This window comes from Streptomyces boluensis (assembly GCF_009908195.1).
Classification (GTDB): domain Bacteria; phylum Actinomycetota; class Actinomycetes; order Streptomycetales; family Streptomycetaceae; genus Streptomyces; species Streptomyces boluensis.
On sequence record NZ_JAAAHS010000186.1, the window covers coordinates 1 to 14,393 of the forward strand.

Annotated in this window: 12 protein-coding genes; 3 read left to right on the forward strand and 9 right to left on the reverse strand. The window is 69.8% G+C overall.

Going from position 1 to position 14,393, the window contains the following annotated elements; all coding sequences use genetic code 11:
• Positions 1-579: hypothetical protein (locus GUY60_RS22080; RefSeq protein ID WP_161700511.1), on the forward strand; the 579-nt coding region annotated here is incomplete at its 5' end.
• Between the two features lie 6 nt (positions 580-585).
• A complete protein-coding gene (locus tag GUY60_RS22085) occupies positions 586-1,179 on the forward strand; it encodes a hypothetical protein (protein WP_161700513.1) in 594 nt (197 codons plus the stop codon).
• Positions 1,180-1,277: 98 nt separating this feature from the next.
• Here the strand turns inward: GUY60_RS22085 and GUY60_RS22090 are convergent, their stop codons facing one another.
• The 5 genes from GUY60_RS22090 to GUY60_RS22110 all read right to left on the reverse strand — a co-directional run bounded on the left by GUY60_RS22090 (position 1,278) and on the right by GUY60_RS22110 (position 8,792).
• Positions 1,278-2,261, reverse strand: coding sequence for a glycine betaine ABC transporter substrate-binding protein (locus GUY60_RS22090; protein WP_161700515.1), 984 nt, complete (start codon positions 2,259-2,261; stop codon positions 1,278-1,280).
• A gap of 128 nt (positions 2,262-2,389) precedes the next feature.
• Positions 2,390-4,432, reverse strand: coding sequence for an ABC transporter permease (locus tag GUY60_RS22095; protein WP_161700517.1), 2,043 nt, complete (start codon positions 4,430-4,432; stop codon positions 2,390-2,392).
• A gap of 67 nt (positions 4,433-4,499) precedes the next feature.
• On the reverse strand, positions 4,500-5,627 hold the full coding sequence (locus GUY60_RS22100) for a quaternary amine ABC transporter ATP-binding protein (RefSeq protein ID WP_161700519.1): 1,128 nt from the start codon (positions 5,625-5,627) through the stop codon (positions 4,500-4,502).
• On the reverse strand, positions 5,624-7,195 hold the full coding sequence (locus GUY60_RS22105) for a GMC family oxidoreductase (RefSeq protein ID WP_161700521.1): 1,572 nt from the start codon (positions 7,193-7,195) through the stop codon (positions 5,624-5,626). Before GUY60_RS22105 ends, GUY60_RS22100 begins: the two co-directional genes overlap by 4 nt.
• Positions 7,196-7,289: 94 nt before the next feature.
• Positions 7,290-8,792, reverse strand: a complete 1,503-nt coding sequence (locus GUY60_RS22110) for an aldehyde dehydrogenase family protein (protein WP_161700523.1) — start codon at positions 8,790-8,792, stop codon at positions 7,290-7,292.
• Between the two features lie 185 nt (positions 8,793-8,977).
• On the opposite strand from GUY60_RS22110, the gene GUY60_RS22115 reads away from it, so the two are divergent.
• Positions 8,978-9,733, forward strand: a complete 756-nt coding sequence (locus tag GUY60_RS22115; protein WP_161700525.1) for a hypothetical protein — start codon at positions 8,978-8,980, stop codon at positions 9,731-9,733.
• A 44-nt stretch (positions 9,734-9,777) separates the two neighbouring features.
• Here the strand turns inward: GUY60_RS22115 and GUY60_RS22120 are convergent, their stop codons facing one another.
• From GUY60_RS22120 to GUY60_RS22135, 4 genes are all read right to left on the reverse strand, one after another.
• Complete coding sequence (locus GUY60_RS22120; RefSeq protein ID WP_161700527.1) at positions 9,778-10,701, reverse strand: serine/threonine kinase C-terminal domain-containing protein; 924 nt, start codon at positions 10,699-10,701, stop codon at positions 9,778-9,780.
• 1 nt (position 10,702) lies between these two features.
• Positions 10,703-11,077 (reverse strand): hypothetical protein, encoded by a 375-nt coding sequence (locus GUY60_RS22125; protein ID WP_161700529.1) that lies wholly within the window; start codon positions 11,075-11,077, stop codon positions 10,703-10,705.
• Positions 11,070-12,851 (reverse strand): AbeC-like domain-containing protein, encoded by a 1,782-nt coding sequence (locus GUY60_RS22130; RefSeq protein WP_187370095.1) that lies wholly within the window; start codon positions 12,849-12,851, stop codon positions 11,070-11,072. The genes GUY60_RS22125 and GUY60_RS22130 overlap by 8 nt, the downstream gene beginning before the upstream one ends.
• A gap of 185 nt (positions 12,852-13,036) precedes the next feature.
• The gene (locus tag GUY60_RS22135) at positions 13,037-14,026 is read right to left on the reverse strand and encodes a malate dehydrogenase (protein ID WP_161700530.1); all 990 of its coding nucleotides are present in this window, start codon (positions 14,024-14,026) and stop codon (positions 13,037-13,039) included.
• Positions 14,027-14,393: the final 367 nt, after the last annotated feature.

A 14,393-nucleotide genomic window follows, 5' to 3' on the forward strand; every position in this document is an offset into this window, starting at 1 on the left:
GTGTGGTGGGTGGGTACCCGCAACACCGTGGTCTACGGGCTCATGGCGTTCGCGACCCCGGCAATCGACCAGGCGGCGAAGCACGCCGGCATGGGGTGGGCACCCGTCGTCGGAACGCCGTTGATCCTCATCGGCATCTTCGGCATCATCGGCACGCTCCGCAGCATCTTCGCCGCCGTGTTCATCACCCGAGGCTGCAGCCGGACCCTCGCCCATTACTCCTTCGACACCTTCATCCCCCAGGTCACGAAGGTCGATGGCGCGGAAGCCACCAAGGGCCGTCCGAAGAACATGACGCTCACCCTGCACACCGCCGACGGCCACGAGTCCCCGCTGATGCGGATCAACCCGCTCCCCCGGCGCGGCCCGTGGCGCAACCCGTGGCCCGAGGACATCGACAACGGCCTGTACATCGCGGGCGACCCGCACTTCGCCGTCGTCGGCTACGTACCGTCCAGCGGCGTCTTCCTCTTCATGCAGCCCGAGGACTGGGACGGCACCGCGGACGAGCGGCGCCAGGCGGACCCGGAGCGGGCCCGGCGGGCTGCGGACGCCGAGATCAATCAGCGGATCCTCTGATACCTCATGACCGAGACCACGACCCCACCCTCGACGCCCAAGCCGCGACACCTCGTGACCCGAGTCTTCCTCTGGCTCGGCAGCGCCGTGATCGCGGTCCTCGCCTTCGGCTGGGCGATCTTGTCCACCACCGACCTCGCGCTGTCCGCAGGGGTCTACGGGACGCCCGGCACGTACAAGGTGGACTCCTGCTACGACACCAACTGGAGCGGCAAGACGTCCAACTACTCCTGTACCGGGGGCTTCACGCCGGACGGCGGCACCGCCGATGACGCCTACGACGTGACTCTGGAGGACACCGGGCACGACTACCCGGACGGCCACGTCTTCGACGCGCGGCAGGGCGTCGACCCCGACGCTGTGCAGCGGACCGGGGTCTGGGGCGTGGCCGGCGAGCTGTGGCAGGCCGGCTTCGCCGTGGCGATCCTCGCGTGGGTCGCGTACATGGGGATCAAGCCGCCCCCGTCGAAGCCGGACCCGAAGCGCAAGCCTTCGCGGCGTACCAGGGTGGCCGACCGGACCGGGATCGTCATCATGGGCGGGATCGCGGTGGGGGCGCTGAGCTGGGTCGTCATGTTCGTCGGGTCGTTCATCGACTAGGCACGGCCCACCGAGCCTGAACGCGCCGGTGCCGGGCGCCCCTCCTTGCTGGAAGGGGCGCCCGGCACCGTCATGTTCAAGCCGTCAGAGCGGCAGGCTCACTTCTTGGGGAGCCAGGCCTCCCAGACGTCCTTGTTCTCCTTGACCCACTTCTTCGCGGCGTCCTCGCCGGACATCTTGTCCTTGGCTATCCACTTGGCGACCTCGTTCTGCTGCTCGGTCGTCCACTTGAAGTTCTTCAGGAACTCGGCCGCCTCGCCGCCGTCCTTCGCGAAGTCCTTGTTGAAGTACTTCTGGAGCGGGGTCTTGGCGTACCCGCACTCCGTCTTCTCCTTGGGCTCGTTGCAGCCCTCCTTGAACTCCGGCAGCTTGACCTCGACGAGCTCCACGTCGGAGTTCAGCCACTGCGGGTCCCACCAGTAGGTGACGAAGGGCTTCTTGTTCTTGTACTTCTGCTGGATCTCCTTGATCTGAGCGGCCTCGTTGCCGGTCTCCTTGATCTTGAAGTCCAGCTTGTTGTTCTTGATCAGCCACTCGTCGTACGTGGTGTACGAGGGGGCCGCGCCCAGGAACTCGCCCTTGTCGCCGGACTCGGAGGACTTGAAGTCCTTGGCCAGCTTGTTGAGGCCCTCGACGGTGGTCGCCTCGGGGTGGGCGTCGGCGTAGTACTTCGGGATGAACCAGCCGATGTGGCCGGTCACGCCGAGGTCGCCGCCCTTGACGACACTCTTCTTCTGGTCGAGGTACAGCTTCTGCTTCTCGGGCTGGCCGTCCCAGTCCTCCAGGATCGCGTCGGCCTTGCCGTTGTTCAGGGCGTCCCAGGCGATGGGCTCGTCCATCGTCTTGAGGGTGACCTTCTTGACGTCCAGCTCGTCCTCGAGGATCACCTTGGCGACCTCGGCGTTGGCCTGGGCACCGACCCACGACGGGACCGTGATGGTGACCTCGTCGGAGCCGCCGGTCTTGCCGGTCTCCGCGGCACAGCCGCTGAGGGCGACCACGCCGAGGACACCGGCGCCGGCGACCAGGGTGGTGCTGATGCGGCGGCTGCGCTTACTGAGCTTCGCGGGCTTGCTGTTCACGAGTGAATCCCTTGCTTGGCAGGTGGCAGGTGGCAGTGGCTGTTTGGCAGGTGCTGTTTGGCAGGTGGGTGGTGGAAGTCGGGGGATCGAGGGGCCCGAGGTCCGGGGCCTGACGGGCCTGACGGGCCTCAGAACTGGAAGCCCTTCTTGACCAGCGGATGGTCCTTCTTGATGTCCGCCCCCGGCTGCGAGATCCGGTCGAGCAGGATGCCGAGGCAGACGATCGCGACACCGGCCGTCATACCGAGCCCCAGGTCGCCCTTGGCGAGGCCCTTCACGACGTCCACGCCGAGCGCGCCGCCGCCGATCATTCCGGCGATGACGACCATGGAGAGGACCAGGACGACGCCCTGGTTGACGGCGAGCTGCAGCGCCTTGCGCGCCAACGGGATCTGGACCTGGCGCAGTTGCTGCCCGGTGGTGGCACCGAGCGAGCGGGCCGCCTCCAGAGCCGCGGGGTTGATGTCGCGGATGCCCTGGTTGGTGATGCGTACGACCGCGGGCAGCGCGTAGATCACCGCGGCGGCGACACCGGCGAACCGGCCGCCCATGAACAGCGCCACCATCGGGATGAGGTAGATGAACGCGGGCAGCGTCTGCATGGTGTCGAGGACCGGCCGGATCACGCGGTCGAGCCAGTCGACGCGGGCGGCGAGAATGCCGATCGCGAAGCCCAGTACGAGAGTGAGCAGCAGACCCGCGAGGACCTGCGACAGGGTGTCCATGGAGCGGGTCCACAGGCCCATGCCGCCGATCAGGCCGAGCGCCAGGACGGTGGTGAGCGCCGCCCGCCAGCGTCCCGCGAGGTACGCGAGGACACCGCCGAGGACGAGGATCGCCCACCACGGGGTGGCCTGGAGGGCGTCGCGCATCGGGTTGAGGACGTAGTTGGAGAAGCCGGAGGCCAAGGTGAGGGTGCCGCCGATGACGGGGACGCCGGAGCCCAGCTCGTCCTCGATCCAGGTGGTCACGGTGTTGACCGGTTCCGAGATGGAGACGACCCAGTTGTCGGGCCACTCGACGCGGCCGATCGCGGAGCCGATCACCGCGGCGACCGCGGTGCCGACGACGACCACGCCGCCCTGGATCCAGGTCGCGCCGCGGCCGCGGCGCGCGTCCGGGTCGTCGAGCCGGTCACCGGCCGCCGCGGTGGTGCGGTCGAACCAGACGGCGATCAGCACGATCGCGATGCCCGCACCGAGGGACTGGCCGATGTCGAGGATCGACAGGGCCCGGAAGATCTCCTCGCCGAGGCCAGGTGCGCCGATCATCGAGGCGAGCACGGCCATCGAGAGACACATCATGATCGTCTGGTTGAGGCCGAGGAACATCTGCTTGCGGGCCAGCGGGATACGGGCCGTGAGCAGCTGCTGCCAGGAGGTCGCGCCGAGCGAACGGGACGCCTCCAGGGCCGCCGCGTCCCCGCCGCGCAGACCGAGCGAGGTGAGACGGGCCATCGGCGGCGCAGAGTAGATCACGGTGGCCGTGAAGGCCGCCGGTACACCGACGTCGAAGAACAACACGAGCGGCAGCAGGTACGCGAACGCGGGCAGCACCTGCATCGTGTCGAAGACCGGGCGAAGGAAGCGCTCACCGCGGTCCGAGAGGCCCGCGAGCAGGCCGAGCACGAAGCCCACCACGGCCGAGGCGACCACGCAGACCACCATCAGGGCGAGGGTCTCCATCGCCGGTTCCCACATGCCGAGCAGCCCGATCACCAGGAACGTGACGAGTGCGGTGCCCGCGGTGCGCAGGGCGCGGCCCCGCAGTCCGGCGCCGCCCGCGTACCAGGCGAGCAGCACCGCGAGCACGGTCACACCGATGAAGCCGAGGCTCGTCAGGAGGCTGCCGACGGCGTCGACGGAGGCCTCGGCGCTGTTGCTGATGTGCAGCAGGAAGTAGAGGAAGATCCAGTGGGTGTCGCGGTTCTGGACCAGCCACTCGTTGAAATCGGTCAGCGGCGCGCGCAGATCGAAGGTGAGGTCACCGGGCCAGACTCCGCTGCCGGTGACGGCGGCGGAGACGACGGCGAGAAGGACGGCCGCGATCAGCAGCAGCACCTTCGGGTTGGCGACGAGCCGGGCGAGGGTGCCGGGCGCCTGCGGGACGGCCGGCGACTTCTCGGGCACGTCCGCCTTGTCCAGCACGGGGGTGGTGGGGGCGGCGCTCATCGGTGGCCCCCTTCCGTGTGCGGGCGTATTCGGCTTTCCGGATGCGGGCCTGTGCGGCGGCGGGTGCTCATACGGCGGCCACCGCCTTCTCCTCGGACTCCGGGCGGTCGCCGTCGAGTCCGGCGACGACGGCGAGCAGCCGCTCGTGGTCGACGACGCCGAGGGTGCGGCCGTCCTCGACGACCCGGCAGTGCTCACCGCTGCGCGCGACGGCCTCGATGGCGTCGACGACCAGGGTGTCGGGGGCCAGGGCGGCACCCGAGTCGGCCTCTTCGGCGTCGGCGGGCCGCATCGCGCGGCGTACCGAGATGACCTGCTCGCGCGGCACGTCCCGGACGAAGTCACGGACGTAGTCGTCGGCCGGGTTGGCGACGATCTCCTCGGGGGTGCCGAGCTGCACGATCGCACCGTCCCGCATCAGCATGATGCGGTCGCCGAGGCGCAGCGCCTCGCTGAGGTCGTGGGTGATGAAGACCATGGTGCGGCCCTCTTCACGGTGCAGGCGGACGACCTCCTCCTGCATGTCCCGGCGGATCAGCGGGTCGAGGGCGCTGAACGGCTCGTCGAAAAGCAGCACTTCGGGGTCGACGGCGAGGGCGCGGGCCAGGCCCACGCGCTGCTGCTGACCGCCGGAGAGCTGACCGGGGCGGCGCTCCTCCATGCCGGCGAGGCCGACCTTCTCGACGATCTCCTGGGCCCTGGCGCGCCGCTCGGCCTTGCCGACGCCCTGGATCTCCAGGCCGTACGCGACGTTGTCGAGGACGGAGCGGTGCGGGAGCAGGCCGAAGTTCTGGAAGACCATCGCGGTCTGCCGGCGGCGCAGTTCACGCAGCCGGTTCTTGTCCATGTCGAGGACGTTCTCGCCGTCGATGAGGATCTTTCCCGAGGTCGGCTCGATCAGCCGGGTCAGGGTGCGCACCAGGGTCGACTTGCCGGAGCCCGACAGGCCCATGACGACGAACACCTCGCCGCGCTGGACCTCGAAGTTCACGTCCCGCACGGCCGCGGTGCAGCCGGTCCGCTCCCGCAGCTCGGCCGTGGTGAGGGCCGCGTACTCCTTGTTGCCGGGTATGCGGTCCGCCTTGGGGCCGAAGACCTTCCACAGGTCGGACACGGCGAAGACGGGGCCCGTGGGGTCCCCGGTGGGCTCAGAGGTCTCGGGGGTCCCAGGGGTCTTCTCGGTGGTGGCGGTCATCGGACATCACTCCCGGTCAGCAGTTCCGCGCATTTCTCCCCCACCATCAGGACCCCGATCATCGGGTTCACTGCGGGCATCGTCGGGAAGACGGAGGCGTCGGCGATACGGATGCCGTCGAGGCCGCGGATCGTCAAGTCCGGGGACACTACGGCAAGTTCATCGTTGGCGGCACCCATGCGGCAGGTGCCGGCGGGGTGGTAGACGGTGTGGGCGGCCTTGCGGACGAGCTCGCTGATCTCGGCGTCGTCGGTGACCTCGGGGCCGGGGAAGACCTCGCGCTTGAGCCACTTCTTGAACGGCTCGGCCTCGGCGACCTTACGGGCCAGCTTGATGCCGTCGACGAGGGTCTGCCCGTCGTAGTCACCCTCGTCCTCGAAGTACTTGAAGTCGAGCGCGGGCTTGACCTCGGGGTCCGCGGAGGTCAGGTAAAGACGGCCGCGGGCACGGGACTTGGGGATGTTCGGGGTCATCGAGACGCCGTGCTCGGGGCGTTCGTAACCCAGCCGCTCCGGGTTGTCCGTGAACGGGATTTGGTAGAAGTGGAACATCAGGTCCGGGCCCTTGTGGTCCGGGTCCCGCTTCACGAACAGGCCCGCGTCCGAGTCCATCGCGGAGTTGCCGGGCAGCGGCCCGTTGGTCTCCCAGACGATGACCGACTCGGGGTGGTCGATGAGGTTCTCTCCGACTCCCGGAAGGTCGTGCGTGACCGGGATGCCGAGCGCTTCGAGGTCCTTCGCCGGGCCGATGCCCGAGTGCATCAGGAGCCGCGGGGTGTCGACGGCGCCGGCGCAGACCAGCACTTCGCGGCGGGCGGTGAGGAGCTGCTCCGCCCCGTCCTTGGTGCGGATGTGCACGCCGCGCGCGGTCTTGCCGTCGAGCTCGAGCTTCGTGGCCCAGGTCTCCAGGAACAGGTGGAGGTTCGGGCGGTCACCGGCCTCCATGTGCGGGTGGAGGTAGGCCACGGAGGCGGAGGAACGCTTGTTGTTCTCCGGGTGGTACGAGAGGTCGAAGAAGCCGACGCCCTCGTCGAAGGGCTTGTCGTTGAAGCCGATGACCTCGGGGACGCCGAGCGCGGTCTTCGTCGCCTCGACCCAGTCGGTGGCGATCTGGTTCTGGTCCTTCTTCGCGACGCGCACCACGTTGTTGCGGAGCTTGCCGAAGTAGGGGTCCATCGCCTTGGCGTTCCAGCCGGTGGCCCCGGCCTCCTCCCACTCGTCCCAGTCGGACGGCAGCGGCTTGAAGGAGATCAGGGTGTTGTGCGAGGAACAGCCCCCCAGGACCTTCGCGCGGCTGTGCAGGATGTGCGAGTTGCCGCGCGGCTGTTCCGTGGTCGTGTACTCGTAGTCGAGCTCGCCGCCGAGGAGTCCGAGCCACTTGCGCAGCGTCAGGACGTCCTCGCGGTCGATGTCGGACGGGCCGCCCTCGATGACGGCGACGGTGAGGTCCGGGTTCTCGGTGAGCCGGGAGGCGATCACCGATCCGGCGGTGCCGCCGCCGACGATGACGTAGTCGAACTCGGTTCCAGGAGTTCCAGGCGTTCCAGGTGTTCCGGTCGTTTCAGTCATGGGAGGGTACTGCTCCTCTTCCTGCGAGGTCGTGCACAAGGTGCTTGCGCTTGAGGGGCGGGCGCCGCGAGGGGTTCGCGGCGCCCACGGGGGCTCAGCCCGCGAACCAGCGCACCGGCTCAGGCGCGAGGTTCTCGTAGATGTGCTTGGACTCGCGGTACTCCGCGAGGCCCGCGGGGCCGAGTTCGCGGCCGACGCCGCTCTTGCCGAAGCCGCCCCACTCCGCCTGCGGCAGGTAGGGGTGGAAGTCGTTGATCCAGATGGTGCCGTGGCGCATCCGGCGGGCCATGCGGCGGGCGCGGCCCGAGTCGCTGGTCCAGACGGCACCGGCGAGACCGTACTCGGTGTCGTTGGCGAGGGCCACGGCCTCGTCCTCGGTCGTGAAGGTCTCCACGGAGAGGACCGGGCCGAAGACCTCCTCGCGGACCACGCGCATGCCGCGGTGGCAGCCGTCGAGGACGGTCGGCTCGAAGAAGTACCCCTCGGCGGGCCGGACTTCGCTGGGCTCGGGGCGCTTGCCGCCGGTGAGCAGCTTGGCACCCTCCTCCAGGGCCGAGTCGACGTAGTACTCGGTCTTGTCGAGCTGCTGCTGCGATACGAGGGGGCCGCACTCCACGCCGGCCTCGGTGCCGCGGCCGAGCTTGATCTTCGAGGCGCGCACGGCGAGTTCGGCGACGAAGCGGTCGCGTACCGACTCCTCGATGATGAGGCGGCCACCGGCCGAGCAGACCTGCCCGGAGTGGATGAACGCGGCGTTCAGCGCCTGGTCGACGGCGGTGTCGAAGCCCTCCTCGGTCGCGCAGGCGTCCGCGAAGACCACGTTGGGGTTCTTGCCGCCGAGTTCGAGGGCGACCTTCTTGACGCTCACGGCCGCGGCCTGCGCCACCTTGGTGCCGCTGATCAGACCGCCGGTGAAGGAGATCAGGTCGACGTCGGGGTGGTCCGCGAAGCGGGCGCCGACGGTGTGGCCGGGGCCGGTGACGATGTTGGCGACACCGGCCGGGAGGCCCGCCTCGACGAGCAGCTCGATCAGCGCGACCGTGGTGAGCGGCGTGACCTCGCTGGGCTTGATGACGAAGGTGTTGCCCGCGGCGAGCGCCGGGGCGATCTTCCAGCTCGCCTGGAGCAGCGGGTAGTTCCAGGGCGTGATCATCGCGCAGACGCCGACCGGCTCGTGCACGACGACGCTGTGCACGGTGTCCGTGCCCGCGTCCACGACACGTCCGGCGCCCTCACCGATGACGAGGTCCGCGAAGTAGCGGAAGGCGTCGGCGACACAGTCGACGTCGACGCGGCCCTCCTCGACGGTCTTGCCCGCGTCCCGGCTCTCCAGGAGGCCGATCTTCTCCCGGTCCCGGACCAGGAGGTCCGCGACGCGGCGGAGCAGCGCGGCCCGCTCGGCGACCGAGGTCTCCGGCCACGCTCCGTGATCGAATGCGGTGCGGGCCGCGGATATCGCGGCGTCCGCGTCTGCTTCGTCACCCTCCGCCACCACGGCGAACGGCTTGGCATCCGCGGGGTCGAGGATCTCGCGCGTGGCCCCGGAGGTGGCGTTTCGCCACTCTCCGTCCACGTGGATGGTCAGTTGTGTCGACACTTCGCGTATTGCCTTCCGTTACCGATTTGCTCACCGCGAGTCGCTCCGGTGATCCGATGCCCCTGCCCTCGGGGCTGAAAAGCATGTCGGTTCCCGTATCGAAAGTGCCGTGAGTCACTCCACATGCGTTCGAAAGGCCCGAGTTATACGGTTTATTGCGAATTGCTCCGACGAGAGGAAGCGCAATGCCCAAGACTCGTAAGGCCACTTTCAGCACGCTTGGTGTCACGCTCTGTGCCACGGCTCTGACGGTTGGTCTCACCTCCACCGCGTTCGCGGCGGACGACAACGGGATCGCGGACAAGAGCGTCGACGAGATATCCAAGGCGTCGCGGGCCGCGCTGGACGGTGTCTCGTCCCTGCACGTCGAAGCGGAGATCAAGGGCATGGCGGAACCCGCTCCCGCGGCCTTCGAGCTCTCGTACGACACCAAGGGGAACTGCACGGGCACGGTCACCAACCAGAGGAACAAGGGCAGCATGGAGGTCCTCCGGCAGGGCGACCGGGTGTGGATCAAGCCCGACGCGAAGTGGCTGGAGTCCGAGATGCCGGAGCTCAAGGGCGACGCGGCGGCCGAACTCGTCAAGGGCAAGTACTTCGAGACCAGCACCAAGGACGCGAACGGCGCGAAGATCGCCGAGCTCTGCGACCTCAACGGCTTCAAGCAGCAGATCAGGGACCGGGCCGGCGAGGCGCAGAAAGCCACCGTCACGAAGGGCGAGCGGACCGAGGTCGACGGCCGCCCCGCGATCGAGCTCAAGGTCAAGAAGGGCACCCAGGAAGGCAGCTCCTTCGTCGCGACCGAGGGCAAGCCCTACCCCCTCAAGGTGGAAGCCGACGACTCCGCCGACGGCGTCGAGGTCGAGATGACCTTCTCCGAGTTCGACAAGCCGGTGACCGTCAAGACCCCGCCCGCCGACCAGACCGTCGATATCAACTGAGCTCAACCAGCCGGTTCTCACGGTGAGTTGGCCGGCGGAGCGTACTAGAAGTCCGTCGGCGGTGGTGCCGCGAACGATGCCGCCACGTCCTCGGCGACCACACGCTGCTGGGGCCAGGCCTCGGCCGGGCCGACGCTCAGCACCGCCCACAGCGTCGGGTCGTCGGGGGCGCCGGGCAGGATCCGCACCAGGGTGCGCAGCTCACCGTCCCAGTCCTCGCTCTCGTACGAGTAGTCGAGCTGCGCGGCCTCGCCCCGGGGGTCGGAGATCGGGCCGAGGGAATTGCGCTCATAGCCGGGGAGCCGCTTCAGGTCCCGCTCGGAGAGCTTCAGGGTGCCCATCGGGGTGGGATTCTCCTCGCTGATCCGGAAGACCTGGATCCGCTCGGGGCCGCCCGGCTGCTCGTAGAAGTACACGGTCACCCCGTTCTGCCCCGCCTCCGTACGGGGTTCCCAGCTCTCGGGCACCGCCAGGGAGAACTCCCCCTCGGCGACGGCCCGGTAGCCCGCCGGGGGCGTTGGCGGGCCCGACTCGGTCGGCTCCGGCTCGGTCGCCTCGGGCGCCGGTGACGGGTCCGTACCGGTGTCCGTGGGCGACTCGACGGCGCTCGGCGCGGGCTTCGCGTCGCCGGGCGGCTGCTCACCCCGGCCCCACAGCAGATAGCCGCCGACGCCCGCCGCGAGCACGGCCGCGGCCACCGAGGTGATCACCGCCTGCCGCCGGAACCAGGGCCGCGACCCACCGCCCGGCCCCACAGTCTCCGGCTGCGACGAGGACTGCTGCCACTGCTGCTGTTGCCACTGCTGCGATACGTCGAACTGCGGCTGTCCCAGGGCGGGTTCAGCCACGCCGGCCCCAGGCGCGTGCTCGGGGCGCGGCGGGGGCGGCGGGGTGTACGAGGCCCCAGGGCCGCCGCTGTCCCAGCTCTGCGTGTCGGGGTTCCAGCGCACCCCGCCCTGGTCGGCCACGTCAGTTCCCGGTAAGCACGCCGACGGCCTGGGAGACCGCCGCCGCCGACGCCACCAGGCCCGTCACCGCGCCCGCGTCCGCGAGGGCCTGCCGCAGCCGCGCGAGCCGCCTCGGTCCGGCCTGCCCGGTCTGCTCGATCTCGCCCTGCGCGCGCTCCAGTTCGGCGTCCAGGGCGGTCGTCACGTCGTTCTCCACGAGCCGGGCGAGGTCGGTACGGAGTTCGCGTACCGCCTCGAGGAGCTCCTCGTGGGCGTCCTGATTCCACGGGGACGCGCCTTCCACGTTCGTGACGCGGTTGTTGTCGCCGAAGGCGACGGCGCCGTGCTCGTTGTGGATGTGGACGATGCCTTGTTTCTCGATGTCGCCTTTACGCATCTGGGCCTCCCCCAGGTTTGGCGAACGACGTTCCCGTGCCGGGCTCGGCGCCCGAACTCCTGGGCTGCGCCGTCCTGTTGGTGATGACGTTGTTGTCGCCGACGGCCAGGGCGCCACCGGAGTTCTCGATGAGCGTGCTGCCACCGCTGACGTTCACGATCTTCTGCGCGAACTCGTCGGTCTGGTACCCGGCGTCCCGCAGCGCGGTCCGCACCCCGTTCGCCACCCGGTCCTGGATGGACTTCAGATAGCGGCGTACGTCCATGTCCTGAAAGAGCGACGAGTCGCCGTCCGAGCCCAGTTCACGCACCGAGAGCGCGGGCCCGTCGGGCAGCGCCGCGCCGTACCCGCCGGTCAGCGCGCGCCAGCCGAACGCCACGCCCCGGCCGAGCGTCACCAGCGACTGCGCGAACGAGCGGGGCGTACGGGCCAGCGCCCAGACGGCCTTACCGAACAGGTTGTTGTGCCGGTGCTGATGGGCAAGCCGGTCGGCGCTCTCGAAGTCCTTGCGGATCGGCAGGAGCACATGCGGGGCGATCTCCAGCATCAGCATGCCGCCCTGCGTGTGCACCCGTACGAACACCGTGGTGACGACCTCCTCCTCCCAGCCGCCGACCCGGATCCGCAGGAAGTGCCGCCGGGTCTCGCCGCCCTCGTCCACCGACTCGTCCCGGTGCGTGCGGAACGCCGCCTCGCCGTAGGGCGCGTACTCCCGCTTGGGCAGCCCGTCCGCGGGCAGGAACACGCACTCGTCGATGCGCAGTTGGCGCAGCCGGTCCCGCACCCGGCCCTCCGCGTGCGGCGCGGGCGCCCGCAGCTCGGCGAGGAGCGGCCGCACCGCCTCCAGGATCACGCGGTTGCCGAGCGGCCGCTGCTCCTTGCCGGGGTCGGGACGCAGCTCGACGGCGAGGGTCCAGGAGTCGTACGGCTCGCCCGCGCCGCAGAAGGGACGCGCCGAGTGGTACATGACCAGCGGCGCGTGCTGCTCGGTCCTGATCCGGTCGCGCAGCCGCCCAAAGCGCGTCCCGTCGGCCCGCTCGGCGGGGTCGGCCGCCATGTCGGCGAAGTTCCTGGGGTGCAGCTCGCCCGCGAGGACCCGGGCGAACTGGCCGCGCTGGGCGGCGACGCAGAGCGCGACGAGGACCAGGGTCGCCGACGCCGCCCAGCCGTGGAAAGGCTCCACCGGAGTGCCGCCCGAGGGGGCGACCAGCTCGACCAGGTCGGCGAGCGGCCCCGGCAGGGTCAGCGCCACGATCGACGCGATGCTCTCCCCCTCGGCCTGGTCGAAGATCACCACGCCCAGGGTGAGCACCACGAACAGCACGCCGAGCCGCCCGTACCAGCGCAGCAGCAGGGCCGGTACGCGGCGCCACAGGGAGGGTTGGTCCTCCGGCCCCCGCACCTTCGTACCGAGGAAGAGGAGCAGGGCCGGCGCCACGATGACGAGCAGCAGATACGAGCTGAGCACCGCCCCGAGCACCCACAGGAACAGAATCCCCGCCGCCCAGCCCAGTTCGAGCCGGCGGGCCCGCAGCGCGTGTGCGAGGACGCGGGCGGCGTCGAAGCCGAGGGAGGGCGCGGCGATCCGCTCCTCGTGCACGTACAGCTCGTCGATGACCGCTTCGCGGTACTCCGGGTCCAGGTAACTGCCCGCGCACAGCAGCCGGGTGGCCTCGCTCGCGCCGGGCGGGACGGCCGGTAGAGCGGGCGGCAGTCCGTCGCCCCCGGGCTCGGCCGGTCCTGACTGTGACGGCACCTGCGCCTGCTGCGACAACGCTCCCCCTGTGGGTCAACTGCCGTGCGACACGCCCGAGTTGACGATCAGTTGTGTGCGAGATCACATCATAGAGGAGCCGGGGGTGATGTGGCGTACGAAAAAACCTCCGCCCCGGCGACCGTCGAACGGCCGCCGGGGCGGAGGGAGGAAGCGCTGGGGAGACTCCCCTAGGGGTGCGGGACTCAGATGAGGCCGAGACCGCGCACGGCGTCGCGCTCCTCGGTGAGCTCCTTGACGGACGCGTCGATGCGGGCGCGCGAGAACTCGTTGATGTCCAGGCCCTGGACGATCTCGTACTTGCCGTCCTTGGTGGTGACGGGGAAGGAGGAGATCAGGCCCTCCGGGACGCCGTACGAACCGTCGGACGGGACGCCCATGGAGGTCCAGTCGCCCGCAGCGGTGCCGTTGACCCAGGTGTGCACGTGGTCGATGGCGGCGTTGGCGGCGGAGGCGGCCGAGGACGCACCACGGGCCTCGATGATCGCGGCGCCGCGCTTGGCGACGGTCGGGATGAAGGTGTCGGCCAGCCACTGCTCGTCGCTGACGACCTCGGCGGCGTTCTTGCCGGCGATCTCCGCGTGGAAGATGTCGGGGTACTGCGTCGCCGAGTGGTTGCCCCAGATGGTGAGGCGCTTGATGTCCTCGACGGAGGCGCCGGTCTTCTGGGCCAGCTGCGTCAGGGCGCGGTTGTGGTCGAGGCGGGTCATCGCGGTGAAGCGCTCGGCCGGTACGTCCGGGGCGGCGGCCTGGGCGATCAGGGCGTTGGTGTTGGCCGGGTTGCCGACGACGAGGATCTTGACGTCGTCCGCGGCGTGGTCGTTGATGGCCTTGCCCTGCGGCTTGAAGATGCCGCCGTTGGCCTCGAGCAGGTCACCGCGCTCCATGCCCTTGGCACGGGGGCGGGCACCCACGAGCAGACCGACGTTGGCGCCCTCGAAGCCCTTGTTCGGGTCGTCGAAGATGTCGATGCCCTTGAGCAGCGGGAACGCGCAGTCGTCGAGCTCCATGGCGGTGCCCTCGGCGGCCTTGACGCCCTGCGGGATCTCGAGGAGGCGCAGCTTGACCGGCACATCCGCGCCGAGCAGGTGGCCGGAGGCGATGCGGAAGAGCAGCGCGTAGCCGATCTGGCCGGCCGCGCCGGTGACGGTGACATTCACGGGAGTGCGGGTCATGGCGATCTCCGTTAAGACAGCTGGCGGTTGGGGCCCTGCCCCGGGTGCAGGATCTCCGTGCAGTCGCCGTCGTACCGATCGCTTCCTCGATGATCGATCTCTTGGCGTCAAGAGAGATCCACCGGTCAGGCTATACCGCCCCGCCCGAGCCGCACCGCCGGACCTGTGTGGCCCGGCCCACACCACCCGGCAGGCCGCCCCGTGCGTCGCTCTGACGGCGGCGGCCGCCGGCGCGGAGAACCGTGCCGACGGCCGCCGTCCGGGGCCGTCGGGTCCCGGACTCGCGTCCCGGAAGACCCGTGTTCCCGTGGGGGGGGTACCGAGCGCCTGCCCCGAGACGCGCCAGGCATTCCACCCTTTCGTGAAT